The sequence below is a fragment of the Streptomyces fuscichromogenes genome (assembly GCF_014645815.1).
Lineage (GTDB): Bacteria > Actinomycetota > Actinomycetes > Streptomycetales > Streptomycetaceae > Streptomyces > Streptomyces fuscichromogenes.
Map to the genome: position 1 here is coordinate 191,584 of NZ_BMML01000013.1, position 24,602 is coordinate 216,185.

At 71.0% G+C, this 24,602-nt stretch carries 23 protein-coding genes and 1 riboswitch; of the genes, 2 read left to right on the top strand and 21 right to left on the bottom strand.

Going from position 1 to position 24,602, the window contains the following annotated elements; all coding sequences use genetic code 11:
- Nucleotides 1–21 precede the first annotated feature (21 nt).
- Complete coding sequence (locus IEZ11_RS27495) at nt 22–627, top strand: TetR/AcrR family transcriptional regulator (RefSeq protein ID WP_189265570.1); 606 nt, start codon at nt 22–24, stop codon at nt 625–627.
- Nucleotides 628–694: 67 nt separating this feature from the next.
- Here IEZ11_RS27495 and IEZ11_RS27500 read toward each other — a convergent pair whose 3' ends face one another.
- From IEZ11_RS27500 to IEZ11_RS27515, 4 genes are all read right to left on the bottom strand, one after another.
- The gene (locus IEZ11_RS27500; RefSeq protein ID WP_189265656.1) at nt 695–1,480 is read right to left on the bottom strand and encodes an SGNH/GDSL hydrolase family protein; all 786 of its coding nucleotides are present in this window, start codon (nt 1,478–1,480) and stop codon (nt 695–697) included.
- 145 nt (nt 1,481–1,625) lie between these two features.
- Nucleotides 1,626–2,342 (bottom strand): DUF6250 domain-containing protein, encoded by a 717-nt coding sequence (locus IEZ11_RS27505; RefSeq protein WP_189265571.1) that lies wholly within the window; start codon nt 2,340–2,342, stop codon nt 1,626–1,628.
- 186 nt (nt 2,343–2,528) lie between these two features.
- Nucleotides 2,529–3,491, bottom strand: a complete 963-nt coding sequence (locus IEZ11_RS27510; protein WP_189265572.1) for a M23 family metallopeptidase — start codon at nt 3,489–3,491, stop codon at nt 2,529–2,531.
- Nucleotides 3,492–3,495: 4 nt separating this feature from the next.
- Nucleotides 3,496–3,656, bottom strand: a riboswitch (cyclic di-AMP (ydaO/yuaA leader).
- A gap of 305 nt (nt 3,657–3,961) precedes the next feature.
- Nucleotides 3,962–6,046 (bottom strand): alpha-galactosidase, encoded by a 2,085-nt coding sequence (locus IEZ11_RS27515; protein ID WP_189265573.1) that lies wholly within the window; start codon nt 6,044–6,046, stop codon nt 3,962–3,964.
- A 194-nt stretch (nt 6,047–6,240) separates the two neighbouring features.
- Here IEZ11_RS27515 and IEZ11_RS27520 point away from each other — a divergent pair, with 194 nt between their 5' ends.
- Complete coding sequence (locus IEZ11_RS27520) at nt 6,241–7,038, top strand: tyrosine-protein phosphatase (protein WP_189265574.1); 798 nt, start codon at nt 6,241–6,243, stop codon at nt 7,036–7,038.
- 22 nt (nt 7,039–7,060) lie between these two features.
- On the opposite strand, the gene IEZ11_RS27525 is transcribed toward IEZ11_RS27520, so the two are convergent.
- From IEZ11_RS27525 to IEZ11_RS27600, 17 genes are all read right to left on the bottom strand, one after another.
- Nucleotides 7,061–7,183 carry a DUF6126 family protein gene (locus IEZ11_RS27525; protein ID WP_189265575.1) on the bottom strand — a complete coding sequence of 41 codons (123 nt, stop codon included), beginning with the start codon at nt 7,181–7,183 and terminating at the stop codon, nt 7,061–7,063.
- Nucleotides 7,180–7,803 carry a helix-turn-helix domain-containing protein gene (locus tag IEZ11_RS27530; protein ID WP_189265576.1) on the bottom strand — a complete coding sequence of 208 codons (624 nt, stop codon included), beginning with the start codon at nt 7,801–7,803 and terminating at the stop codon, nt 7,180–7,182. The genes IEZ11_RS27525 and IEZ11_RS27530 overlap by 4 nt, the downstream gene beginning before the upstream one ends.
- Before the next feature lie 59 nt (nt 7,804–7,862).
- Nucleotides 7,863–9,248 (bottom strand): aspartate aminotransferase family protein, encoded by a 1,386-nt coding sequence (locus tag IEZ11_RS27535; RefSeq protein WP_189265577.1) that lies wholly within the window; start codon nt 9,246–9,248, stop codon nt 7,863–7,865.
- Nucleotides 9,245–11,245, bottom strand: a complete 2,001-nt coding sequence (gene dxs, locus IEZ11_RS27540) for a 1-deoxy-D-xylulose-5-phosphate synthase (protein ID WP_189265578.1) — start codon at nt 11,243–11,245, stop codon at nt 9,245–9,247. The genes IEZ11_RS27535 and dxs overlap by 4 nt, the downstream gene beginning before the upstream one ends.
- Nucleotides 11,246–11,272: 27 nt before the next feature.
- Complete coding sequence (ispG, locus tag IEZ11_RS27545) at nt 11,273–12,430, bottom strand: flavodoxin-dependent (E)-4-hydroxy-3-methylbut-2-enyl-diphosphate synthase (RefSeq protein WP_189265579.1); 1,158 nt, start codon at nt 12,428–12,430, stop codon at nt 11,273–11,275.
- A 4-nt stretch (nt 12,431–12,434) separates the two neighbouring features.
- Nucleotides 12,435–13,457, bottom strand: coding sequence for an adenosyl-hopene transferase HpnH (hpnH, locus tag IEZ11_RS27550; RefSeq protein WP_189265657.1), 1,023 nt, complete (start codon nt 13,455–13,457; stop codon nt 12,435–12,437).
- A 5-nt stretch (nt 13,458–13,462) separates the two neighbouring features.
- On the bottom strand, nt 13,463–14,104 hold the full coding sequence (locus tag IEZ11_RS27555; protein ID WP_189265580.1) for a phosphorylase family protein: 642 nt from the start codon (nt 14,102–14,104) through the stop codon (nt 13,463–13,465).
- The gene (shc, locus tag IEZ11_RS27560) at nt 14,104–16,095 is read right to left on the bottom strand and encodes a squalene--hopene cyclase (RefSeq protein ID WP_189265581.1); all 1,992 of its coding nucleotides are present in this window, start codon (nt 16,093–16,095) and stop codon (nt 14,104–14,106) included. The genes IEZ11_RS27555 and shc overlap by 1 nt, the downstream gene beginning before the upstream one ends.
- A gap of 117 nt (nt 16,096–16,212) precedes the next feature.
- Complete coding sequence (locus tag IEZ11_RS27565; RefSeq protein WP_189265582.1) at nt 16,213–17,280, bottom strand: polyprenyl synthetase family protein; 1,068 nt, start codon at nt 17,278–17,280, stop codon at nt 16,213–16,215.
- Nucleotides 17,281–17,339: 59 nt separating this feature from the next.
- Entirely contained in the window at nt 17,340–18,761 is a 1,422-nt protein-coding gene (gene hpnE / locus IEZ11_RS27570; RefSeq protein WP_189265583.1) for a hydroxysqualene dehydroxylase HpnE, read from the bottom strand.
- Nucleotides 18,758–18,898: a DUF6380 family protein gene (locus tag IEZ11_RS52530; RefSeq protein WP_373294984.1), complete on the bottom strand. Its 141-nt coding sequence runs from the start codon at nt 18,896–18,898 to the stop codon at nt 18,758–18,760. Before IEZ11_RS52530 ends, hpnE begins: the two co-directional genes overlap by 4 nt.
- The gene (gene hpnD, locus IEZ11_RS27575; protein ID WP_189265584.1) at nt 18,898–19,851 is read right to left on the bottom strand and encodes a presqualene diphosphate synthase HpnD; all 954 of its coding nucleotides are present in this window, start codon (nt 19,849–19,851) and stop codon (nt 18,898–18,900) included. The genes IEZ11_RS52530 and hpnD overlap by 1 nt, the downstream gene beginning before the upstream one ends.
- A complete protein-coding gene (gene hpnC / locus IEZ11_RS27580) occupies nt 19,848–20,750 on the bottom strand; it encodes a squalene synthase HpnC (RefSeq protein ID WP_189265585.1) in 903 nt (300 codons plus the stop codon). Before hpnC ends, hpnD begins: the two co-directional genes overlap by 4 nt.
- Nucleotides 20,751–21,109: 359 nt before the next feature.
- Nucleotides 21,110–21,889, bottom strand: a complete 780-nt coding sequence (locus tag IEZ11_RS27585) for an ABC transporter ATP-binding protein (RefSeq protein WP_189265586.1) — start codon at nt 21,887–21,889, stop codon at nt 21,110–21,112.
- The gene (locus IEZ11_RS27590) at nt 21,882–22,811 is read right to left on the bottom strand and encodes an ABC transporter permease (RefSeq protein WP_189265587.1); all 930 of its coding nucleotides are present in this window, start codon (nt 22,809–22,811) and stop codon (nt 21,882–21,884) included. The genes IEZ11_RS27585 and IEZ11_RS27590 overlap by 8 nt, the downstream gene beginning before the upstream one ends.
- 165 nt (nt 22,812–22,976) lie before the next feature.
- The gene (locus tag IEZ11_RS27595) at nt 22,977–23,822 is read right to left on the bottom strand and encodes a glycosyltransferase family 2 protein (RefSeq protein WP_229713408.1); all 846 of its coding nucleotides are present in this window, start codon (nt 23,820–23,822) and stop codon (nt 22,977–22,979) included.
- A 35-nt stretch (nt 23,823–23,857) separates the two neighbouring features.
- Nucleotides 23,858–24,601: a CDP-alcohol phosphatidyltransferase family protein gene (locus tag IEZ11_RS27600; RefSeq protein ID WP_229713395.1), complete on the bottom strand. Its 744-nt coding sequence runs from the start codon at nt 24,599–24,601 to the stop codon at nt 23,858–23,860.
- Nucleotide 24,602 lies beyond the last annotated feature (1 nt).

The window sequence follows — 24,602 nt, forward strand, 5'->3', positions numbered from 1 at the left end:
GCGACCGATTAGGGTGACCGCGTGGCGAGAGTCCGGTTGAGTGTGGCCGAGCGGCGTGCGGAGCTGCTGAGGGCCGCCATCGAGCAGATCGAGGCGCGGGGTGTGGCGGCGGTGCGGATCGCCGATGTCGCCTCGGCCCTCGGCGTGAGCAACGCGCTGGTGCTGTACCACTTCTCGACGAAGGAGAAGCTGGTCGCCGCCGCCTTCGCGTTCGCCGCCGAGGACGACCTGGCGCGGCTGCGCAAGCTACTGGGCCGCCGTACGTCGGCGTTGCGCCGGTTGCGGGCGGCGGTGCGCTGGTACGCGCCGACGGGGCAGGCCAAGGGCTGGCGGCTGTGGATCGAGGGCTGGGCGGTGGCGTTGCGGGAGCCCGCGCTGCGGGATGTCACCAAGAGCCTGGACCAGCAGTGGAAGGCGGCGATCGCCGAGGTCATCGCCGAGGGGGTGGCGGCCGGTGAGTTCCGGTGCCCCGACCCCACGGCGGCGGCGCTGCGGCTGACCGCCCTGCTGGACGGGCTCGCCGTCCAGCTCACGTCGTACCCGGGTGCCGTCCCCCGGTCCCGGGCGCAGGAGTGGGTGGACGAGGCCCTGGCACGCGAACTGGGCCTGCCCGCACAGCAGCAGTGAGAGGGCGGTCCGCGCAGCACTAAGGGGCGGTCCGCCAGGATGCCGCCCCTTACCCGCCCGTACCGCCTCAGGCCACCGAGGCGATCCGCATCTTGATGTCGTCCGGGGAGAGCGCCCCCTTGGCCGTCACATGGTCGCCGGAGGACTCGCCGCGCAGTCGGCGCCCGATCCAGGGGACCAGGTACTCACGGGCCCAGTGCACGTCGTCGCGGCGGACCTCCAGGGTGCCGCGGTGCGGCAGCGGCGGCCACGGCTGGTCCGGGTCGGCCGGCACGTCGACGCCGAGCACCTGGCCGGCGCGCAGCGCCACGCGCGTGTGCCCCTCGGGCGACAGGTGCAGGCGGTCGTCGTCCCAGGCCCGGCGGTCCTGCACGGTCTTCAGGGACCACAGGTCCAGGACCGGGCAGCCGTACCGGTCGGCGATGGCCCTGACGTGTCCGTTGTACGTGGCGATCTTGCCGCGCATGTGCTTGAGGACGGGTACGCCCCGGGTGTCGAACCCGGTGGTCACCAGCACCGTGCCGACGGCCTCGGTCAGCTGGGCCACGGCCCGCTCGAACCGCTCGGCGACCTCGTCGGGGTCGGTGCCGGGGCGGATGATGTCGTTGCCGCCCGCGCAGAAGGAGACCAGGTCCGGGGCGAGTGCCAGGGCCTGCGGCACCTGGTCCGCCACGATCTGGTCGAGCAGCTTCCCGCGCACGGCGAGGTTGGTGTACTCGAAGTCGCCCTCGGGCTGCCGGTCCGACAGCAGTACCGCGAACCGGTCGGCCCAGCCGACGAACGCCCCGTCGGGGCCGGGGTCGCCGACGCCCTCGGTGAAGCTGTCCCCCACCGCCGCGTACGACCCGATCACTGATGCGTTGTCACTCTTCGAATCGTCTCCCACGTCGGACCATGATTCACCTTCGACTGTGACCTACGCGACCGTAATAAAGGGTTGACGTTCGGTGAGATAAGACACTTTTAAATACTCTGCCAAGCCTGGAATAAGGCTCTTGTCAGCGGCGTTGATGGGTCGATCGCCAGACACGGAAGTCGGCGATCCGGAAATGGCTCCAGGTGGTCCGGAACGCGAAGTGCCCGCCGGTATAAGGCTCCGGGTCGGTGTAGTCGAACACCAGCCGGCCGTTGTTCCACCATCGCACGGTCGAACCGTCAGAGACGATCCGGACGCGGTTCGGCTCGTTCGCGACGAGCAGGGGTTCGGTGTAGTCGAAGATCAACGGTCGTACGCCGGGCTCGCCGACGTAACGGCGCAGTCTGGTCGTGGTGTTGTAGTTGGCGCCGTAGCCGGCGTAGTAGGTCGTGAGGTAGTCGTACTCGGCGAGCGCACCGCCGCGCGGGGTGGCGAAAAGGTCGTCCGGGGAGCGGACGTCGGTGGCGTTCCAGAAGTTGTTGAGGTCCGAGACACGGTCGTCGGCGCCGCCCGCCGACACCGGCGTGGCGGTGTACTCCAGGACGTACGGCCCTTCGAGGCGCTGCCGGAACCAGACGGTCGCGCCGGCGGGCACGTCGACGTCCAGGATCCCGTGCGACGCGGTGACCGTGCCGCCCTGTTCCAGTTCCACGAACCACCGGCCGAGGCCGTGGCGGAAGTCGTCGTGGGCGAGCAGCCGGGGATGCCGGGGTACGGCGCTCGCGGGTGCGGCGGGGGCCAGGGCCGCGAGGGCGGCTCCGGCGGCCAGGGTCGCGAAGGTTCGGCGGGTGGTCGTCATGCGGCGGGTTCCTTCCGGCGGGAACGATGGAAAGCGCTTGCACCCAACGGAGGCCACTGTGCCGCGAGGCCGCCGCCGCTGTCGATGCCCCGAGCGCTTCCGCCACGAGAAGGACACACCGAAGGCCGGACCCGGGGATCGGGGGTCCGGCCTTCGGCGTGCGTGTCGGACCGATGAGGCGCCGGGTCAGCCGACGGCGAGGCCCTTCGAGCGGAGGTAGGCGACCGGGTCCACGTCCGAGCCGTAGTCGGGGGTGGTGCGGATCTCGAAGTGGAGGTGCGGGCCGGTCACGTTGCCGGTCGCGCCGGAGAGTCCGAGCCGCTGGCCCGCGACCACGGTCTGGCCGACCGAGACGGAGAGAGCGGAGAGGTGGCCGTACTGCGCGTAGTAGCCGTCGGTGAGCCGGATGACGACCTGGTTGCCGTAGGAGCCGCCCCAGCCCGCCGTGACGACCGTGCCCGCGCCGACGGCCTTGACCGGGGTGCCGGTCGGGACGACGAAGTCGACGCCCGTGTGGTAGCCGCTGGACCACATGCCGCCGGCGACGTGGTAGCCGGTGCCGACGGTGGCACCGGTGACCGGGAGGGTGAAGCCGGCGGCACTCGTCACCGAGCCGTCCGAGGACGAGGAAGCCGAGGAGGAGGCCGAGGACGAGGAGGCCGAGGAGGAGGTGGACGACGACGAGGTGGACGACGGCTGGTTCGACGGCGCCTCGTAACGGGCGCCGGAGTCCGCGGTGTCCGTCGTCGTCGCGTGCCGGCCGCCGAGGGTGAGCCTGAGGCCGGGGTGGATCAGCGAGGGATTTTCCCCGACGGCCTGCCGGTTGTCGGCGTAGAGCCGGTGCCAGCCGCCGCGGACGTGCTGGTCGCGGGCGATCTTCGAGAGACAGTCACCGGGCACCACGGTGTAGATGCGGTGCGCGGAATGCGTGGCGGCGGAATTCCCCGCGGCCGTCTTCCGCGCCGGGGCCTTCTGGACCGCCGGAAGGGACTGTGCGGCCTTTTCGGAAACGGACGGCGAGGTGGCCGCGTGGGCGCTGGTGGCCCCCATGAGCGGCAGCGCCAGCGCGGCACCACCGGTTCCGGCGACGGCCATCGAGCGGGTGAGACGCTGGGACTTGGGGCGGCGGTGCTTACCCTTCGCGGGCATGGCGCATTCCTCTCCGGCGCCTGCGAGGTGAGCTGTCGGGTTCGGGCTGGAGCTGCCCGGCCACGCGTCGTCGCGCGACTACACCCCTAGCCGTCCCGGGAACCGGAACAGGCGGTCGTACCTGGTGGGTCCCCCGCTCCTGCCGGGCACGGGTGGGTGTGTGGGGACTCCGGGCGGCGGCAGGATTCGGCGTTCCGCCCGGATGTGTGGCGAACGTAGGCGAGTGAGACGGACTCGGACAAGCGGCCGGTTCCGGCGGTCCGGGTTTCACTTGATCCGTTACCGGAAATCGCGGTCACCCTCCGTGAATTCCGGCCTGTTCGGTTTTCCAACCTTCTTGCGAAGCACCGCGATTACGTGAGCATGACGCGCGACGGACGGTCACGCATATGACGCTCCTCACGCACGTCACGCCACGTCCCCTTATTCCAGAGCGAGTTGCAACGAAGGCACCAATTCGGGCAGATGCGTCAGATCCGACGGAGCCGGATGACCGACGCATCCAGGTCACCCTTCAGCCCGGTACGCAGTCCGTGATGCAACAGGACGGCTCCTCGGTGCACTTCACCCGTTTCGCGGCATTCGTACGATGCCGTGGGGTCGAGACCCCGCAGCCGCAGGGCAGGCGCCGGCTCGCCGTAGCTCTGGGCCTGGAGCCAGGCGAGGACGACGGTCTCGTCGCCGAGCGTGTACTGCACCGCGCTGAGCCCGCCGGTGGGCGGCCGCAGCCGGAACTGGTCGCCTCGCTGCACCAGTGGCCGGATCTCCTTGTAGAGCGCCACCCAGCGGCCGGCCTCGGCGAGTTCCTCCTCGGTCCACTGCGAGAGGTCGCCGCCGACCCCGAGGGCTCCGGCCATCGAGCTGACAAAGCGGAAACGCAGACTGCTGACCCGGCCGTTGAGCTGGTGGTTCGGGCTGTCCGTGACCCAGGCGGACATCACCCGGGCGGGGTGGATCTGACTGAAGCCGTGCTGGATGGCGAGCCGGTCCAGCGGGTCGGTGTTGTCGGAGGTCCACACCTCGTCGGTACGGCTCATGATGCCGAGGTCGATCCGTCCGCCACCGCCGGAGCAGGACTCGATGGCGACGTCCGGGTGGGCCGCGCGGATCCGGTCGAGCAGGGCGTACAGCCCGCGGACGTGATCGACCCACAGGCGCTGCGGATAGGGCTCGCCGGGCCAGCCCGCGTCGGTGAAGCAGCGGTTGAAGTCCCACTTGACGTAGTCGATCGGGGCGCTGGACAGCAACGTGTCGAGCTGCTCCCAGAGGTATTCCTGGACGTCCTCGCGGGCGAGGTTGAGGACGAGCTGGTTGCGGAGTTCCGTCCGCTTCCGTCCCTCCTGGTACTGCACCCAGTCGGGGTGGGCGCGGTACAGGTCGCTGTCCGGGTTGACCATCTCGGGCTCGACCCAGATGCCGAACTGCATGCCGAGGGCGTGCACGTAGTCGGCGAGGGGCTTGAGGCCGGTCGGGAAGCGGTCGGGGTTGGGCGTCCAGTCGCCGAGGCCGGCCCGGTCGCTGGTGCGCTTGCCGAACCAGCCGTCGTCGACCACGAACAGCTCGATGCCGATCGCGGCAGCCCGGCGGGCGAGGGTGGCCTGCTGCTCCTCGGAGATGTCGAAGGTGGTCGCCTCCCAGGAGTTGAACAGCACCGGCCGGTCCTGGTCGGCGTCCGGGATGATGTGCGCCCGCTGGTAGGCGTGCCAGGCACGGCTCGCCCCGCCGAAGCCGCCGTCGGTCCACAGACCCGCGAAGACCGGACTGGTGTACGACTCCCCCTCGGCCAGCATCAGCAGGCCCGAGTCGTCGTAACCGGCGCCGCCGGTGATCTGCACGCGCGCGTCGGGGAGTTGGGCGACGGCGATGCGCCAGGAGCCGGACCAGCCGAGCGCGCAGCCCCAGACCTCGCCGCGCTCCTCGGTGGCATCGGTGTCGAGGGCGACCCAGGGCAGGTGCTGGTGGCCGGTGTGGCCGCGGCGGCTGCCGATGACCTTCTCGCCGTAGGTGAGCGGGCCGCTGGTGAGGCGGGACTCGGCGGCCCAGCGGCCGTGCAGCTGGGAGAGCCGCCAGCCCTCGCGGTCGGGGAGCGTCCAGGCGGCGGGGTCGGCGCGCAGCAGCTCCACGCGCGCGTGCCCCTCGTTGCCGACGGTCACCCAGCGCTCGACGACGTCGCCGCGCATCCGGTAGTGCAGGGTGATGAGGATGTCGTCGTCCCGGAAGCGCAGCCGCAGTTCGTCGCCGTCCGCGCCGGCCCCGGTCTCGTAGGCCTCGAAGGTCCACTCGGTGCCGCGCCGCTCCTCGGTGCGCACGGACAGGGCGGGGCGGACGAACCGGGGCCCGCCCTCGACGGGATACTCCTCCCGGCCGTCGAGCGGGGACTCGAAGGGCCAGTAGCCGGGCAGTGCCCGGGTGCTGAGCTCCTCCGCGTCGGCGAGCCCGATTCTGGCGCCCCAGTGCAGGTGGAGCAGTTCACCGGCCGCCGTGAGATGCAGCGCGTAGCTGCTGCCGGGGCCCGACAGGAGCCAGGTACGACCGTTTTCGGCGATGTCCACCATCGAAACCTCACACAGCAGCCAACAGATCCACTCAAGCACCAACATCATCAAGGGCTGCGGGCCCCGGAATCAAGGGTCACGGCCCCGGAGGCGGTGCCTGTGGACAACTCATTGCCTGCGGAAACCGATGTCGTATGGTCGAGCCAGTGCCCGTCGCCGAGCCGCGCCGACGGGGCCGACCGGGAGGAGCCCCCGTGACGCAGCAGGTCCCGTCCACCGAGCCCGAGCTGGCCGGGGTGCGCAACTTCCGTGACGTGGGCGGCCTGCCGACCGCGGACGGGCGGCGGGTGCGGCCTGGCGTGCTGTTCCGCAGCGGGCATCTGGCGCACGCGACGGAGCGCGACGCGGAGTTCCTCGCCTCGCTCGGTCTGCACACGATCTTCGACTTCCGCAACGCGGCCGACCAGAAGCTGGAGGGTCCGGACGTCGAGCTGCCCGGCGTACGGAACGTGAACCTGCCGCTGACCGACCCGGCGCACGGTGCCGAGTTCTGGACGATGGTCCGCGAGGGTGACACCGAGCAGCTGCGCGGCCTCCTGGGCGACGGCAAGGCCGCGGCCCGGATGGTCAACTCCTACCGCACGATCGTCAAGGAGCGCACCGGCGAGCACTCGCGCGTGCTGCACTCGATCGCCGAGGACAGCGTCCCGGCGCTGATGCACTGCGCGGCCGGCAAGGACCGGGCGGGCATCTCCATAGCCGTGACGCTGCTCGCGGTGGGCGTGGAGCGGGACGCGATCCTCGCCGACTACCTGGAGTCCAACGCCAAGCACCGCCGCTACAGGGTGCGGCGCAACGGCAGCGGGGAGAGCGTGTACAGCCCCGAGGTGATGGAGCTGCTGAGCCCGCTCTTCGACGCCCGCGCGGAGTACCTTACGGCGGCCTTCGAGAGCATCGAGGAGACGTGGGGCGACGTGGACACGTACCTGGAGCAGGGGCTGCGGGTGACCCCCGAGACCCGGGAGCGGCTGCGCGGGCGGCTGCTCGACTGAGGCGGAGCGGGGACGGGAGCGCTCAGCCCTTGCCGCCGACGGCGAACAGCAGGTAGAGGAACGCGGCGAAGACGTGCCCGACCGCGATGTAGATGATGAGCCGGACCCACAGGGCCCGGGGGAACTTCTCCTCGATGTCGGTCATGGCAGCTCTCCGGTGATCGGGCCCAGGCACAGCGCGGCCGTGGGACTCTGCAGCAGGGTGTGGACGAACAGGAGCTCGACCCCGTCCTGGTCCCCGGCGGCGAGCCGGTGCGGGGTCAGCGAGTCGAAGTGCGCGCTGTCGCCGGGCGCGAGCACGTGCGTGGTGTCACCGAGCCGCAGCCGGAGCCGGCCGCGCAGGACGTACAGCCACTCCTCGCCGGGGTGCACCCGCACGATGTCGCCCTGGGAGCCGTACGGCACCCGGACGCGCAGCGCCTGCATCCCCCGGCCGGACGCCCCGGCCTGCCAGTACGTCCAGCCGCCGGCGTGGGTCGGCTCCATGTCGCCGGCGCGCACGATCGCGTCCCGGTCGGCGACGGTCTCCCCCAGGAGGTCCGAGACCGTCGTACCGTAGACACGCGCGAGCGCGAGCAGCATCGGCAGCGAGGGCTGCCGCTGCCCGGTCTCCAGCCGGGAGAGGTGAGCGGGCGACAGCCCCGCGTCCCGGGCCGCGGCCTCCAGGGTGAGACCGGCACGGCGGCGCAGGGAGCGCAGCTGCGGGGCGACGGCGGGCAGCTCGCCCGCCGGCCCGCCCGTATGCTCTTTCTCGGAGGAGCTCATGCCTCCATTCAGCCGCAGCTTTGCCTCCGAGGCAATTTTCTTGCCTCGGAGGCAAAAAGCTAGCGGTTGGCCACCGCCTGCTTGATCAGGGTCTTGCCGAAGTCCCACATCAGACCGCCCCCGCTGTGGGCGTCGTCCATGACGTCCGTGAAGGCGTCCATGAAGCGGTCCACGTCCGTCTCGTCGATGATCAGCGGCGGGATGAGCTTGATCACCTCCAGGTGGTCGCCGGAGACCTGGGTGAGGATCCGGTGCCGCTGCAGCAGCGGTACGACGACCATCTGGGCGAACAGGCCCTTGCGGGCGGCCTGGAGCATGGTCCAGCGGCTGCGCAGCTTCAGCGAGCCGGGCCGGCCGAACTCGATGCCGATCATCAGGCCCCGGCCGCGTACGTCGGCCAGCAGTTCGTACTTGTCGGTCAGGGCGGCAAGCCGGGACCTGAGCTGCTCTCCCACGGCCCGGGAGTCGGCGACCACCTGGTCGTTCTCCATGACCGAGAGGACGGCGAGCCCGGCCGCCATGGCCTGGGCGTTGGCCCCGAAGCTCGCCGAGTGGACCAGGACGCGGTCCATGGACGAGTAGACCTTCTTGAAGATCCAGTCCTTGCCGAGGGTCGCGCCGACCGGGACGTATCCGCCGGACAGCGCCTTCGCCACACACACCAGGTCCGGCTCCACGCCCTCCTCGTGCTGGTAGGCGTAGAAGTCGCCGGTGCGGCCGAGGCCGGTCTGCACCTCGTCGGCGATGAGCAGCGCCTTGTGCCGGTGCAGCAGCTCCTGTGCGGCGCGCAGATAGCCGGGCGGGGCCTCGTGCACGCCCTTGCCCTGGATCGGCTCGACGATCAGGGCGGCCACGTCGCCCTTCTTCAGTTCGCGGGCGAGCGCGTCGAGGTCGCCGAGGGGTACGGCGGTGTCGGGCAGCAGTGGGGCGAAGCCGTCCCGGAAGCCGCTCTCGCCGTTGACCGACAGGGAGCCGGTGGTCAGGCCGTGGAAGGCGTGGTCGCAGTAGAGGACGCGGGGTCTGCCGGTGGCGAAGCGGGCGAACTTCAGGGCCGTCTCGACCGACTCGGTACCGCTGTTGCCGAAGAACACCCGGTCCAGGTGCGGGCTGTGCGCGAGGAGCCGCTCGGCGAGGAGTCCGGGCAGCGGCTGGCAGTCGAAGCGGGTGAGGTCGGCCAGCTGGGCGTCCAGGACGTCGTGCAGGGCCTTGCGGACGACGGGGTGGTGGCGGCCCAGTCCCATCACCCCGAACCCGGCGAGCATGTCCAGGTAGTCGTTGCCGTCCGCGTCCCAGAAGTGGGCACCCTCGGCCCGCTCGTAGACCTTGTCGAAGCCGATGGTGTGCAGCATGCGCGGAAGCTGGTGGTTGAGGTACTTGCCGTGCAGCTCGTACCGCTCACCGCCACGCTCGGCGAGCAGCGCTCCGAGGTCGAACTCCGTACTCATTGCCTCTCCTTGTCAACGCCCTCGGCATCAGCGCCCCTCAGGGGCGCGGGGCGCATCGATTTGCGGCTGCCGCCGCGGGGCGCGACCAGCCCGGACGGCGCCGCACCCGCCGAACGACCCCCCGCGGCACCCCGTACCGCGAGACTGGACCCGATCCGCCCCGCGATCTCCACCGGCGTCAGCCCGATGTCGGCGAGCACCTCCCCCCGCTTCGCATGCGCCAGGAACTGCTCCGGAATCCCGAACCTGCGCACCGGCACGTCCACTTCGGCGTCGCCGAGCGCGAGCGCCACCGCCGCGCCGACGCCGGCCGCCCGGCTGTTGTCCTCGACCACGGCCACCAGTTCGTGCCGGGCGGCCAGGACGGGCAGCGCCGGGTCCACGGGCTTCACCCAACGGGGATCCACGACCGTGCAGTTGATTCCCCGGGCGGACAGCAGCTCCGCGGCCTGGAGACAGACCGGCGCCATCACCCCGACCGCGACCAGCAGCACCTGCGCGTCCGGGTCGCGGCGCAGCACGTCGATCCCGCCGAGCCGGTCGACGGCCGGGATCTCCGGTCCCACCGACTCCTTCGGGAAGCGCACCAGCGTCGGCGCGTCGTCGACGGCGACCGCCTCCCGCAGCTGGAGGCGCAGTTGTTCGGCGTCGCGCGGGGCGGCGATCCTGAGGCCCGGCACCACCTGGAGGACGGACATGTCCCACATGCCGTTGTGGGAGGCGCCGTCGACCCCGGTCACCCCCGCCCGGTCCAGGACGAACGTCACCCCGCAGCGGTGCAGTGCCACGTCCATCAGCAGCTGGTCGAAGGCACGGTTCAGGAACGTGGCGTAGACGGCGACGACGGGGTGCAGTCCGCCGGTCGCGAGGCCGGCCGCCGAGACCGCCGCGTGCTGCTCGGCGATGCCGACGTCCCACACGCGGTCGGGGAAGCGCTCGGCGAACCCGCCGAGGCCGACCGGGTGCAGCATGGCCGCGGTGATCGCCACCACGTCGTCCCGCTCCTCGCCGATCCGGACGATCTCGTCGCCGAACACCGAGGTCCAGGAGGGGCCGCCCGACGGTGTGAGCGGCTCGCAGGTGAGCGGGTCCATCACGCCGACGGTGTGGAAGTGGTCCTCCTCGTGCGCGAGGGCGGGTTCGTAGCCGCGCCCCTTCTCGGTGAGGCAGTGCACCAGCACCGGCCCGTGGAAACGTTTCGCGCGCCGCAGCGCCGACTCGACCGCCTTGATGTCGTGGCCGTCGATCGGGCCGACGTACTTGAGGCCCAGGTCCTCGAACATGCCCTGCGGGGCGAACGCGTCCTTGAAGCCCTTCTTGGCGCCGTGCAGGGACTCGTAGATGGTGTTGCCGACGACGGGGGTGCGCAGGAGGACCTCCTTGCCCCAGGCCAGCACTCTCTCGTAGCCGTCGGTGGTGCGCAGGGTCGCGAGGTGGTTGGCGAGTCCGCCGATGGTGGGGGCGTAGGAACGCTCGTTGTCGTTGACGACGATGATCAGCGGCCGGTCCTTGGCGGCCGCGATGTTGTTGAGCGCCTCCCAGGCCATCCCGCCGGTCAGCGCGCCGTCGCCGATCACCGCGACGACATGGCCCTTCTCCCCCTGCACCTGGCGGGCCTTGGCGAGGCCGTCGGCCCAGCCGAGCGCGGTGGAGGCGTGGCTGTTCTCGATGACGTCGTGCTCGGACTCCTCGCGCGAGGGGTACCCGGACAGGCCGCCCTTGCCGCGCAGCTTGGAGAAGTCCTGACGGCCGGTCAGCAGCTTGTGGACGTAGCTCTGGTGTCCGGTGTCCCAGAGGATGCGGTCGACCGGGGACTCGAAGACCCGGTGCAGCGCGACGGTCAGTTCCACGACGCCCAGGTTGGGCCCGAGGTGGCCGCCGGTCCTGGCTACCGCGTGCACCAGGAACTCGCGTATTTCTTCGGACAGTTCGCCGAGTTCCGCCTCGGACAGCGCCTTCAGGTCGCGTGGTCCCCGGATGGTCTCCAGAATCGTCACGATCGGCCCCCTCTCGGTCCGTGCTGTTCAGCTCACGGTGACGGCGGGTGCTCCGGACCCGGCGCCGTCCTGCTCCATCTGCTCGGCGATCTTCATCGCTTCCTCGATGAGGGTCTCCACGATCTTCGACTCCGGCACGGTCTTGACGACCTCGCCCTTGACGAAGATCTGGCCCTTGCCGTTGCCGGAGGCGACCCCCAGATCGGCCTCGCGTGCCTCGCCGGGGCCGTTGACCACACAGCCCATGACGGCGACGCGCAGGGGCACTTCCATGCCCTCCAGCCCTGCCGTCACCTCGTCGGCCAGCTTGTAGACGTCGACCTGGGCACGCCCGCAGGACGGGCAGGACACGATCTCCAGACGCCGCTGCCGCAGGTTCAGCGACTCCAGGATCTGGATGCCGACCTTGACCTCCTCGGCGGGCGGGGCCGACAGCGAGACGCGGATCGTGTCACCGATGCCCTGGGAGAGCAACGCCCCGAAGGCCACCGCCGACTTGACCGTGCCCTGGAAGGCCGGGCCCGCCTCCGTGACCCCGAGGTGCAGCGGGTAGTCGCACTGGGCGGCCAGCTGCCGGTACGCCTCGATCATCACGACGGGGTCGTTGTGCTTGACGGAGATCTTGATGTCCCGGAAGTCGTGCTCCTCGAAGAGCGAGGCCTCCCAGAGGGCGCTTTCGACCAGCGCCTCGGGGGTCGCCCTGCCGTACTTCTCCAGGAGCCGGCGGTCGAGCGAGCCGGCGTTGACCCCGATCCGGATCGGGGTGGCGTGGTCCTTCGCGGCCCGTGCGATCTCCCGCACCTGGTCGTCGAACTTCTTGATGTTGCCGGGGTTCACGCGGACCGCCGCGCAGCCGGCCTCGATGGCCGCGAACACGTACTTGGGCTGGAAGTGGATGTCCGCGATCACCGGGATCTGGGACTTCCTCGCGATCGTCGCCAGGGCGTCCGCGTCGTCCTGCGTGGGGCAGGCGACGCGGACGATCTGGCAGCCGGACGCGGTGAGTTCGGCGATCTGCTGGAGGGTGGCGCCGATGTCCGAGGTGCGGGTCGTGGTCATCGACTGCACCGACACCGGGGCACCGCCGCCGACCGCCACCGGTCCGACCTGGATCTGCCGGGACGGGCGGCGCTCGGCGACCGGCCGGGCGGGGACCTCGGGGAGGCCCAGGGAAACGGCGGTCATGCCGTCACTCCCGGTTCCCGGAGACCGTCTCGCGCATCGCGCGCAGCGACTCCTTGAGCGATCCCATGGTGGCGAGGACGGCGGTGGGCTCGTAGCCGCAGTGCGCCATGCAGTTGGCACAGCGCGGGTCCTTGCCGCGGCCGTACTTGTCCCAGTCGGTCTTCTCGATGAGTTCGCGGTACGTCGGCACGTATCCGTCGCTCATCAGATAGCAGGGGCGCTGCCAGCCGAAGAGCGAGTAGTTCGGGATCGCCCAGGCCGTGCACGGGAAGTCGACCCTGCCCTCCAGGAAGTCCAGGAAGAGCGGGGAGTGGTTGAGCCGCCACTTCTTGCGGTTGCCGCCCGCGAAGGCCTTCTTGAAGAGTTCGCGGGTCTGCTCCACGCCGAGGAAGTGCTCCTGGTCGGGGGCCTTCTCGTAGGCGTAGGCGGGCGAGATCATCATCTCGTCGACCTTGAGGTCGTCGTTGAGGAAGTTGAGCACCTCGATGATGGTCTGCGGGGTGTCCGTGTTGAAGAAGGTCGAGTTGGTGGTCACCCGGAAGCCGCGCCGCTTGGCCTCCTTGATGGCCGCCACGGCCTCGTCGAACACCCCTTCCTTCGCGACGGACTCGTCGTGCCGCTCGCGCAGCCCGTCGATGTGCACCGCGAAGGCGAAGTACGGCGAGGGCGTGAACATGTCCATCTTCTTGCGCAGCAGCATCGCGTTGGTGCACAGGAAGACGTACTTCCGCTTCGCCACCAACTGCCGCACGATCTCGTCGATCTGAGGGTGCATCAGCGGTTCGCCGCCGGCGATGGACACCATCGGGGCACCGGACTCCAGCACCGCCCCGACCGCCTGCGCGACCGGCATGCGCTGCTTCAACACCCCCGCCGGGTGCTGGATCTTGCCGCAGCCCTCGCACTTCAGGTTGCACGCGAAGAGCGGTTCCAGCTCCACGATCAGCGGGAATTTGTCCCGCTTGCGGAGCTTCTGTTCTGCCAAGTAGGTAGCGACCTTGATCGACTGGCGCAGCGGCATGGCCATCTGGCTCACCTCCGGGGGAGCAGCAAGGAACGGTGCCATTCGAAGAAAGCTGGAAGAACGGATCGAAGAACGCGGAAAGCAGATATTCCACCGCGTACCGTGCCGATCCGGACGAGTTCATGTTCAGGAGCGTCCACGACCACCCGTACGGCCGCAACGGGGCGTTCGCCCGCGCGCACGGCGCTCAGGAGTGTGGCCGCGGATTCCATGTCGACCGCGATCGCGCCGGTCGCGAGCAGGTCCGACCGCTCGTGACCGCGGACGACGTGATCGGAGCCGGTGAGCGGGCCGGTGTGCACGGTGCGGCCGGGCAGGGTCCGCACGAGCTCCTTGACCAGGAGTTCGGTACCGACGCACGGGACGCTGCCACGGGGGTCCCGGGTCTCCTCGGCGACGACCAGGTCGCCGGGGTGCATCCCGGGGGCGAGTCCCGCGCAGAAGCCCGTCGCCAGGACCGCGGCACCAGTGAGCGCGGGGTCGGCCAGGACCCGGGTGACGGACCGTTCCGCCGCCCTGGGGCCCATGCCGGTGCGCAGCACGGTGACGGGTCCGCCCGCGTCCCCGCGTTCCCCGGCGCGCAGGGCGAGGTGCTCGATGCCGAGCGCGCAGGCGATCAGCAGCGGGGCCGGCGCGGGCATGGGGCTCATCAGTCGCCCTCGGCCTCGGGGGTGGGCTCGCCGTGCACATAGCGGCCGAGCGCGGTGAGCGGGAAGACCTGCCGGTAGAGGTGGTAGTTGATGGAGAAGTCCCAGGGGAAGCCGGTGCCGGTGAAGTACGGCTCGTCCCAGGAGCCGTCCTCGGCCTGCGTCTCGGCGAGCCACCGGACGCCCCGCTCGACGGCCTTGGCCTCCTTCTCCCCCGCCGCCAGCAGCGCCATCAGCGCCCACGCGGTCTGGGAGGCGGTGGAGACACCGCGTCCGCTCCAGTCGGCGGCGTACTTGTAGGAGCGCAGGTCCTCGCCCCAGCCGCCGTCCTCGTTCTGGACCTGCTCCAGCCAGGTCACCGCGCGCCGGATCGCCGGGTGCGAGGTGGGCAGCCCGGCCGCGGTCAGGGCGGGGACCACGGAGCCGGTGCCGTACACGTAGTTGACGCCCCAGCGTCCGAACCAGGCGCCGTTCGGCTCCTGTTCGGCGAGCAGCCAGTCGATACCGCGCCGGGTGCGCGGGTCCTGGGACATGCCCTCGAAGGCGAGCATCTCCACGACGTGCGCGGTGACGTCGGCCGAGGGCGGGTCGATGACCTCGCCGAAGTCGCAGAACGGCAGCCGGTTGGGGAACGGGCTGGTGTTGTCGACGTCGAAGGCCCCCCAGGCGCCGTTCTTCGACTGCATGCCGAGGTTCCAGCGCACCCCCCGCCCGATGGCCTTCTCCATCCGTTCCGGGTCGTGGTGCCGGACCCGGCGCAGTGCGAGGACCACCTCGGCGGTGTCGTCGATGTCGGGGTAGTTGTCGTTGTGGAACTCGAACGCCCAGCCGCCGGGCGGCAGTTGGGGGCGTTTGACCGCCCAGTCGCCGAGCCGCACGATCTGCTCGCCGAGCATCCAGTCGGCGGCCTTGACGAGTTGCGGGTGGTCGGCGGGCAGCCCCGCGTCGGCGAGCGCGATGGTCGCCAGACAGGTGTCCCACACCGGCGACTGGCAGGCCTCGATCATCCGGCCGCCGTCCTCGCGCCACAAGGCGTAACGATCCAGCGACTCAAGTCCGGCGCGCATCACGGGGTGTTCGAGGTCGTAGCCGAGCAGGTGCAGGGCGATCACCGAGTACACGGCCGGGGGCTGGATGCCGCCCCACGCGCCGTCGTTCTCCTGGCGCTCGACGATCCAGCGGGCGGCGGACTTCAGGGCGGCGCCGCGCAGCCGGCGCAGCGCGACCTTGCGGTAGCCGCGGACAACCTTGTCGAGCCGCTGGAAGACGCCCTCCCAGCTCGCCACCGTGGCCAGCGGCCGGGGCGGGTTCGGGTCGGCCGGGTCGGTGTGGAGCTCGTCCAGCGGGAAGGGAGCGGGGCGCACCGGGCGCTTGGCCGAGACCACGGTGAGCGGCACGATGGTCTGCCGGGCCCACTGGCCGAAGTTGTAGATGCTGAGCGGGAACCACTTGGGGAAGTACAGCAGTTCCGGCGGGAGTTCGGGCAGGTCCTCCCACTTCCACCAGCCGAACAGGGCCAGCCAGATCCGGGTGAAGACCCGGGCGGCGGCGATCCCGCCGCGCTCGCGGATCCAGGCCGACGCCTTGGCCATGTGGGGCGCGTCCGGCAGGTCCCCGGCCAGCCGCAGGGCGACGTACGCCTCGATGCTGGTGGAGAGTTCGCCGGGGCCGCCGTAGAAGGTGGCCCAGGTGCCGTCCTCGCGCTGCTCGCCGCGGATGAAGAGCGCGGCGGCGGCGGTCGTGGCCTCGTCGCGGATGCCCAGGAACTGACGGAGCAGCAGGTCCTCGGCGTCCATGGTGACGTTGGTCTCCAGGTCGCCCTTCCACCAGCCCTGCGCGTCCTGCTGGGCGAGCAGGTGGTCGGTGGCGCGCCGCACGGCGCGTTCGGCGGCTTCTCGCACCCCGGCCGCCGCGGGGGTGGTGAGGTCGGTGCTGGCCGAGTCGGCCCGGGGCGGCAGAGCGGCCCCGGTGCTTCCGTCGGTCGTCGCTGTCATGGCTTCCCCTTCGTGCAGTCGTACGAAATCGTTCTGCTGTGGGTCCGCCGTCGGCCGGTGCTGGCTGCGCGCTCGCACCGGCCGGCGACTACGCGAGGGCTATTCGACCGATAATGATCATCTCTTTCGTACGACGACGAAGTCGGCGAGCGCCGTGAACCGGGCCCGGACCGGGTCGGGCATGTCCACGGCGTGCAGGGCCTCGATGGCGATGGTGTGCTGACGACGTGCCTCTTCGGCGGTCCACTCGCGGCCGCCGGCCTCCTCGATGAGGGCGGCGCGGGCGGCGAACTCCTCCTCGGAGAAGTTCTCGAAGTCGCTGCTCTTGGCGTCGGCAGCGAGGATCTCGCCGAGCCGCTCGGAGGCGGGCCCGCCGGCGGCGAGCGCGGCGACGACCGGCAGGGACTTCTTGCGCTGGCGCAGGTCGCTCCAGGTCTGCTTGCCGGTGGCGTCCGGGTCGCCCCAGATGCCGAGCAGGTCGTCGACGGCCTGGAAGGCGAGGCCGAGGTGGTAGCCGTACTTCTCCAGGGTGTCGGCGGTGCGGTCGTCGGCGCCGCCGAGCACCGCACCGACGGAGCTGGAGGCGGCGAGCAGGGCGCCGGTCTTGTTGCCCTCCATCTCCAGGCACTCCTCGACGCTGACCCGGTCGCGGTGTTCGTAGGAGATGTCCTGGGCCTGGCCGTCGATCAGGGCGCGGGTGGCGGTGGTGAGGCGGCGGGTGGCACGGCCGGCCTCGACGGTGCCGAGTTCCAGCAGGACCTCGTTGGCGAGGGCGAACAGGGCGTCGCCGACCAGGATGGCCTGGGCGGGGCCGTGCACCTTCCAGACGGTGTCGCGGTGCCGGCGCTGTTCGTCGCCGTCCATCAGGTCGTCGTGCAGCAGGGAGAAGTTGTGGACGAGTTCGACGGCGACGGCGCCGGGGATGCCGATCTCGGGGGCGGCGCCGGTGACCTCGGCGGAGAGCACGGCGAGCGCGGGCCGGACGGCCTTGCCGCCGTCGCCGTCGGCGGGGTTGCCCTCGGCGTCGATCCAGCCGAAGTGGTAGGCGGCCACGGTGTCCATGGGGGAGGCCAGGCGGTCGACGGCCGCCCGCAGTACCGGTGTGGCAAGGGTCCGGCCGCGCTCCAGGAGCGCGGTCACGTCCACCGCGTCGGCAGCCGTCTCGGCCGGGGGCACAGTGGGCACAGTCTCTCCTCTTGTTGCGGTACCGGGGGTGCGGGGGCCTGCCGCCTGCTGATCGAGCGTCACGCCGCCTCCTCGAACTCGAAGAGGCGACGGGGGCGGGGCCGGCCCAGGGTGCGCAACGCGGCGTCGGCCGCACTGACACCGCTGCGGACCGCACTCTCCATGGTCGCGGGCCACCCGGTGGCGGTCCACGCTCCGGCCAGGTAGAGGCCGGATGCCTTGGTGCGGGCGCCGGGCCGCAGCCGCCCGACGCCGGGGGTGGGGGCGAACGTCGCGGTGCGCTCCCGGGTCACGAAGAAGTCCCGCACTCCGGCGCCGCGCGCACCGGGCAACAGCCTTTCCAGCTCGGGCAGATAGCGCCCGCGCAGGTCGGCCACGGGGGTGTCGATCTCGTCCTGGGCGGCCGACTGGGACAGCGCGAGGTACTGGCCCTCGCGCAGCCCGGAGGCACGGGTGCGGTCGAACACCCACTGGACCGGGGTGCCGAGGGCCGCGAAGAACGGCTTGGTGAGCACCTGACGGTCGTAGACCACATGGACGTTGAGGATCGGCGCGGTGCCGATCTCCAGCAGGTTCTCCGGGGCGTCGAGGGCGCCGGCCGGCAGCAGGTCGTACGCCTCGCGCTGGGCGACGGCGAGCACGACGGCGTCGGCCGTGAGGGTCTCGCCGGGAACCTGAACGCTCCAGGTTCCGTTCTCGTTAGTGGAGACGGAGGTGACGCGTGTACGGACCTCGGTACGCACGCCCGCGGAGTCGAGCGCCTTGCGGGCCAGCCGGTCGTGCAGTTCGCCCAGCGGCACATGGGCCCAGCCGATGTCGGCCGCGCCCGGGTCGGACAGCAGACCGGTCTTGAACACCATCGCGGCGAGCCCCAGCGAGGCGTCGCCCGCGACCGCATTGAGGGTGGCGACCCCGACCAGGTCCCACAGGGCCTCGACGGCACGCGCCGACTGGCCGTGGGCGGCCAGCCAGCTGCCGAAGTCCTGTGCGTCCAGGCTCGGATCGGCGAGGTCGAGCCCCTTGAGCGCGAGCGCGGCACGCCCGACACCGGCCCGCTCGGCGAGCGAGAGGTGCGGATAGGCGGCCAGGCTGCGCCCCAGGTGAAGGGGGACGGGCAGCGGGTCGCGCCGCAGCCTGCCCAGGCGCCGCCCCTCCGGCTTGGCGAGGTCGAGCACGGGCACGTCGAGGCGGTCCTGCACCGGAGCCAGCGCCGCGCCCTCGATGCGGTCGAGGAACCAGCGGTAGGCGGTGCAGCACCGCAGGTACACGTGCTGGCCGTTGTCCACGGTCAGGTCGCCGCGCTGGAAGGAGAAGGCGAGCCCGCCCAGACGCGGCCTGCCTTCGAGCAACGTCACGCGCACGCCCGCGTCGGCGAGCGCGAGCGCGGCCGTGGTGCCGGCGAGGCCGCCGCCGATCACGACGGCGGTGCGCCCGGACGGAGTGTCGTCGTGCGTCCGTTCGGAACGCGTGCCGTCGGTCATCGTGCCGCCTCTCCTGGCCGCCCGCCACGCCGGTTAAACGGGACAGGGCGGGCCGTCGCAGTCAGGGACGCCACGCCGTGCCGGAGGGTTGCCTGCCGTTTGTCTCCGGTGGAGTCACCTTGGCCCACTTTGTCCATCAGGCGCGCCTCCTGACGGTCAGGCGGGGGGTGTGGCGCCGGGTGTCGAGCCCGGACAGGCCGCGCACGGCGACGTACGCCTTCTCGCGTCCGGGCAGCGAGACCCGGCCGCGCAGCACCGCCTCCGGTTCGCGCTCGATGCGGTCGAGCAGCCGGCGGTAGATGCCGGCCATGGCGGCGACGCAGGCGCCGCTGCGCCGGTCGAGCATGGGCAGCAGCCGGTAGCCCTCGGCGAAAAGGGCACGGGCGCGCCGCACTTCGAAGTGCACGAGACCGGCGAAGTCGGAGCCCGCCGGCGGGGTCGGCCCGTGGAACCCGGCCGAGCAGCCGAACTTGGCGAGGTCGTCGGAGGGCAGATAGGTACGGCCGTTGCCGGCGTCCTCGCGGACGTCTCTGAGGATGTTGGTGAGCTGGAGCGCGAGCCCGAGCGTGTCGGCGTACTCCGGCGCGCGCTCGGCGCCGCGCGCCCCCGGTTCCGTGCCGAACACGCCGAGCGAGAGCCGGCCGATGGCACCGGCCACGCAGCGGCAGTAGACCTTGAGGTCGTCCCAGGTCTCGTAGGTCTCGCCGCGTACGTCCATCAGCACGCCGTCGATCAGCTCGTCCAGGCCGCCCAGCGGGATCGGGAAGGCCTGGGCGGCATGCGCGAGGGCGACCGCGACCGGGTCGGTGTCGTCCTCGCCGACCTCGCCCTCCTGGACCCGGGCGAGCAGCGCCCGGGTGTCCTCCAGGCGGGCCGCCTTCACGTCGTCGGCCAGCTCGCCGTCGCCGATGTCGTCGACGCGCCGGGAGAAGGCGTAGAGCGCCGACATGGCACGCCGCTTGGGCGCCGGGAGCAGCCTGATGCCATAGGCGAAGTTCCGCGCCTGCTGTCCGGTGACCGTCTCGCAGTAGCTGTAGGCGGCGAGTACCGGTGCGGACACGTGTGTGGGAGAGTCCACGGTCCGGATCACCCCTCTCCTCGCAGAGTCACGCCCGCCTCACGCAGCAACCGGCCCTTGCCGGGCTTGGGCGGGCCGGGAAGTACGTCGTATTCGGCGGCGGCGATCGCGCCGATCGCCGCCCTTCCCCCCGCCACGAACCCCGCGAGCAGCAGCTTCAACCTGCCGTGGACGCTACCCACAAGGGGGGCGCCTTCATTCAGGAGATCGCGGGCGCGTTGCGCTTCGTATGCAACCAGTGCACGCACCGATGCGCCCGTGGTTTTCCTGGCGAGATCCGCCTCCTGGACATGAAAGTGCTTCATGTCCGCGGCGGGCAGATAGATCCGGTCGCGGCCGAGGTCCTCGGCCACGTCCTGGAGGTGTTCGACGATCTGGAGTGCGGTGCAGATCGCGTCGGAGAGCCGTACCCGCTCGGGGGTCGAGGTGCCGGTGACGGCGAGGACCAGGCGGCCGACGGGGTTGGCGGACAGCTCGCAGTAGGCGACGAGGTCGTCGTAGGTCTCGTACCGCTTGACGAGCTGGTCCTGGCGGTTGGCGGCGACCAGCCCGAGGAACGGCTCGGGGGTGAGGGAGTGACGGCGGACCGTGGGCTGGAGACGGCGCAGCAGGGGGTGGTGCGGGGTGGCGTCGAAGACCCGGCGCAGGTCGGCCTCGAAGGCGTCGAGCATGACCAGCCGGTCCTCGGCCCGCTCCGGCGGCACCCCGAGGAGGCGGGCGTCGGCGCCGCCGGGGGCCAGGTCGCCGTCGCCGATGTCGTCGACGAGGCGGGCGAAGCCGTACACCGCCATCAGGTCGTCGCGCCAGGCCTTCGGCAGGAAGAAGGGAGCCACGGGGAAGTTCTCGTCCGCGGCCTTGGCCAGGGTGCCGTGCTCCGCGTCTCCGGTTCGGGCCGGGGCGGTTGCCGTCACCGTTCGCTGCCCGGGGCGGGGACGGCGCGGCCTGCGTTGAGCTGGGGAGTTTCCGTAGCCATTGCCGTCACATCTCCCGTTCTACACTGCCGACCCAATACACACTATTTCGGACACGCCGCCCGGCATTCCGCGGGGCGGCCCGGCGGAGGGTGTCGCGCATTATCGCCCCACTTGCCGCTTTCCGGGACCGGTACAGCTTACGTTGTACAACGCATCGAGGTTCGTCGGGGTGTCCCGCAGATCACAACAACACACCGATTGGCGTCAAGATTCCTAAGGCGGGCCGGAGTTGACGTTTCCTTTGCAGACGCCGGGCCCCGCCGGAAAGGTTCCGGCGGGGCCCGGGTCGTGCGGGACTACTTGCCCGTGAACTTCTCGTACTCCTGGAGCACCTCTTCGGTCGGGCCGTCCATGCGCAGCTCACCGCGCTCCAGCCACAGGACCCGGTCGCAGGTGTCGCGGATCGACTTGTTGTTGTGACTGACCAGAAACACCGTGCCGGCGTGCTCGCGCAGTTCGCGGATCCGCTCCTCGGAGCGCTTGCGGAAGGCCGCGTCGCCGGTGGCCAGCGCCTCGTCGATCATGAGGACGTCGTGGTCCTTGGCGGCGGCGATGGAGAACCGCAGCCGGGCCGCCATGCCGGAGGAGTAGGTGCGCATGGGCAGGGTGATGAAATCGCCCTTGTCGTTGATGCCGGAGAACTCGACGATCTCCTGGTAGCGGGCCCTGATGTCCTCCCGGGACATGCCCATGGCGAGGCCGCCCAGGATGACGTTGCGCTCGCCCGTGAGGTCGTTCATCAGGGCCGCGTTGACGCCGAGCAGCGAGGGCTGGCCGTTGGTGTAGACCCGGCCCTTCTCGGCGGGCAGCAGGCCCGCGATGGCGCGCAGCAAAGTGGACTTGCCGGAGCCGTTGGAGCCGATCAGGCCGATGGCCTCGCCCCGGTAGGCGACGAAGGAGACCCCGCGGACGGCGTGCACCTTGCGGACACCCCGGTCGTCGCCGCGCTTGAAGATGCGGCTGAGGGCGACCGTCGCGCTGCCCTTGCCGGTCTTGGCGCCGTTGACCCGGTAGACGATGTGGACGTCCTCCGCGATGACGGTGGGGATCCGCTCCCCGATGGTCTGCTCAGCCACGGCCGTACCGCTCCTCCGCCTTCCAGAAGTACACGAAACCGCCGACGAACAGGACCACGGCCCAGACGAGGGCGACGGCCCAGACGTGCGGCGGGAGGTTCGAGGCGCCGTAGCCGTCGATGAGCGCGAAGCGCATCAGGTCCATGAAGACGGTGGCGGGGTTCACCTGGAGGAGCGTGCGCGCCCACCCCGGGCGGCCCTCCATCATCTTGGTGATCGAGAACATCACGCCGGACATGTACATCCAGGTGCGCAGGACGAACGGCAGCAGCTGGGCGAGGTCCGGGGTCTTGGCGCCCATCCGGGCCACGATCAGGGCCAGTCCCGTGTTGAACAGGAACAGCAGGAACAGGATCGGGACGACCAGCACCCAGGACAGACCCGGGCGGCTGCCGAACCCGACCACCACGGCGACCATGACGATCATCGAGAACAGCAGCTGCTGGAGCTGCTGGAGCGCGAAGGAGATCGGCAGCGAGGCGCGCGGGAAGTGCAGCGCGCGCACCAGACCGAGGTTGCCGGAGATCGCCCGCACACCCGTCATGATCGAGCTCTGCGTGAACGTGAAGGTGAACACGCCGGTGACCAGGAACGGGATGTAGACGTCCTGCGACATGCCCCGGCTGGCGTGCAGGATGACGCCGAAGATGAAGTAGTACACGGCCGCGTTCAGCAGCGGCGTGGCCACCTGCCAGAGCTGGCCGAGCTTGGCCTGGCTGTACTGGGCCGTGAGCTTGGCCTGCGAGAAGGCCAGGATGAAGTGGCGCCGTCCCCAGAGCTGGCGTACGTACTCGACGAGCGAGGGGCGTGCGCCGCTCACCGCGAGCCCGTACCGGGCGGCGAGCTGCGCCGCCGTGAGGCCCTCGTCGGGCGACGGCACCGCGGTCACCGCGACACCGCCGTCATGCGTTGTCTCACTCAAGGGTGGAAGCCTTCGTCTCCGGATCCGTCTTCGGATGCACCGTCGGATTCGTCTTACGTTTGTCTTACGCAATTGTGCTACTGGGCGCGACACGTCTCCGCCATCGGAGACGACTTCGGGGGATGTCCGCGGGCCGTTGCGCGCGGACACGCACCTCCGAGCTTGTCAGATCACCGGGGGACGGCCCAGTCGCGTGAGTTTCCACACGGTCCGCCAGCGCATCGGGCGGCGGGGTCCGCACGGGGTGGTCCAGCCCTCCCGGAAGCCGGCGAACCAGGCGTGCAGGGCCGGGCGGGAGGGGCGGCGCACCAGGGTCAGCAGCAGCCACACCCCGAGGTAGACCGGGACCAGGAGGGCGGGCAGGTTGCGGCGGGCCAGCCAGACCCGGTTGCGGGCCACCATCCGGTGGTAGACCGCGTGCCGGGAGGGGGCGGTGGTGGGGTGGAACAGCACCATGTCGGAGCGGTAGTCGATCATCCAGCCGGCGTCCAGGGCCCGCCAGGCCAGGTCGGTCTCCTCGTGGGCGTAGAAGAACTCGTCCGGCAGGCCGCCGACCTCGGCGAGGACCTGGGTGCGGACGGCGTTGGCGCCGCCGAGGAAGGTGGTGACCCGGGAGGAGCGCATCGGGTCGGAGGCCCGCAGCCGCGGCACGTGCCGGCGCTGGGTCTGCCCGGTGTCCGGGTCGGCGATGCGGAAGCTGATGATGCCGAGCTTCGAGTCGGCGGTGAAGGCCTGGCGGCACAGCTCGGCGGTGTCGTGCTCGGCGAGCAGGCCGTCGTCGTCGAGGAAGAGCAATATGTCGACATCGCGACCGCTGGGGCCGAAGGCCTCTATGCCGACGTTGCGGCCGCCGGGAATGCCGAGGTTCTCGGGCAGTTCCAGGGTGCGGACGCCTTCGGGGACGGCCGGGACGGGCGAGCCGTTGCCGACGACGACCACCTCGACCGGGTCGCCGTGCTGCTTGGCCACCGAGTCGAGGAGGGCGCGCAGTTCGTCGGGGCGGTTGCCCATGGTGATGACGACCGCGCCGACCTTCGGTCCGGCGCTCACCGCAGCCTGCTCGACGCGAGGACGGAGACCAGGTGCAGCAGGGTCTGGAGCAGTGCGATGCCGGCGAGCACCGCGGTGCCCAGGCGGGTGAAGAAGAGGTCGCCGCGGACCTGGTCGACGATCGCGAGGGCCAGGATCAGCAGGGACGCCTCGATGCCGAGGATGAGCCGGTGGAACCGGAGCAGGGCGGCGGCCCGGCGGGCCAGCGCCATCCCGGAGGAGCGCATCTCGGCGGCGGCCTCCTTGACCACGGGCAGCCCGGCCTGGTGGCGGGCGACGCCGACCAGGTCGGTCTCGGCCTTGATCAGGATGGCGCCGAGCGCGGCCAGGGTGCCGAGGAAGGCCCACAGCCAGTCGATGCGGCCGGTGCCGAACAGGTCGGCAGCGCGCAGTCCGAGCCCGACCAGGACGGCCGCGTCGGTGAGGTACGCCCCGACCCGGTCGAGATAGACCCCGCCCAGCGAGTACTGCTGCTTCCAGCGCGCGACCTCGCCGTCGACGCAGTCCAGCAGCAGGTACATCTGGACGCAGACGACGCCGAGCACGGCGCCCGTGATCCCCGGCACCAGCAGGGCCGGGGCCGCGAGCACGCCGAAGACGGTCATCAGGTACGTGAGCTGGTTGGGCGTGACCCTGGTGTTCACCAGGTAGCGGTCCACCCGCAGGGACACCTCGCGCATGTAGAGGCGTCCCATCCAGTGCTCACCGCTGCGCCGGTCCTTGACCCCAGCGGGGTGCACG

Bases quoted from the DNA above. Each gene is read 5' to 3' on its own strand.
- IEZ11_RS27505 (WP_189265571.1), bottom strand. From the start codon at position 2,342: ATGACGACCACCCGCCGAACCTTCGCGACCCTGGCCGCCGGAGCCGCC.
- IEZ11_RS27510 (WP_189265572.1), bottom strand. From the start codon at position 3,491: ATGCCCGCGAAGGGTAAGCACCGCCGCCCCAAGTCCCAGCGTCTCACC.
- IEZ11_RS27515 (WP_189265573.1), bottom strand. From the start codon at position 6,046: ATGGTGGACATCGCCGAAAACGGTCGTACCTGGCTCCTGTCGGGCCCC.
- IEZ11_RS27525 (WP_189265575.1), bottom strand. From the start codon at position 7,183: ATGACCGACATCGAGGAGAAGTTCCCCCGGGCCCTGTGGGTCCGGCTC.
- IEZ11_RS27530 (WP_189265576.1), bottom strand. From the start codon at position 7,803: ATGAGCTCCTCCGAGAAAGAGCATACGGGCGGGCCGGCGGGCGAGCTG.
- IEZ11_RS27535 (WP_189265577.1), bottom strand. From the start codon at position 9,248: ATGAGTACGGAGTTCGACCTCGGAGCGCTGCTCGCCGAGCGTGGCGGT.
- ispG (WP_189265579.1), bottom strand. From the start codon at position 12,430: ATGACCGCCGTTTCCCTGGGCCTCCCCGAGGTCCCCGCCCGGCCGGTC.
- hpnH (WP_189265657.1), bottom strand. From the start codon at position 13,457: ATGGCCATGCCGCTGCGCCAGTCGATCAAGGTCGCTACCTACTTGGCA.
- IEZ11_RS27555 (WP_189265580.1), bottom strand. From the start codon at position 14,104: ATGAGCCCCATGCCCGCGCCGGCCCCGCTGCTGATCGCCTGCGCGCTC.
- shc (WP_189265581.1), bottom strand. From the start codon at position 16,095: ATGACAGCGACGACCGACGGAAGCACCGGGGCCGCTCTGCCGCCCCGG.
- hpnE (WP_189265583.1), bottom strand. From the start codon at position 18,761: ATGACCGACGGCACGCGTTCCGAACGGACGCACGACGACACTCCGTCC.
- IEZ11_RS52530 (WP_373294984.1), bottom strand. From the start codon at position 18,898: ATGGACAAAGTGGGCCAAGGTGACTCCACCGGAGACAAACGGCAGGCA.
- IEZ11_RS27595 (WP_229713408.1), bottom strand. From the start codon at position 23,822: ATGGGCAACCGCCCCGACGAACTGCGCGCCCTCCTCGACTCGGTGGCC.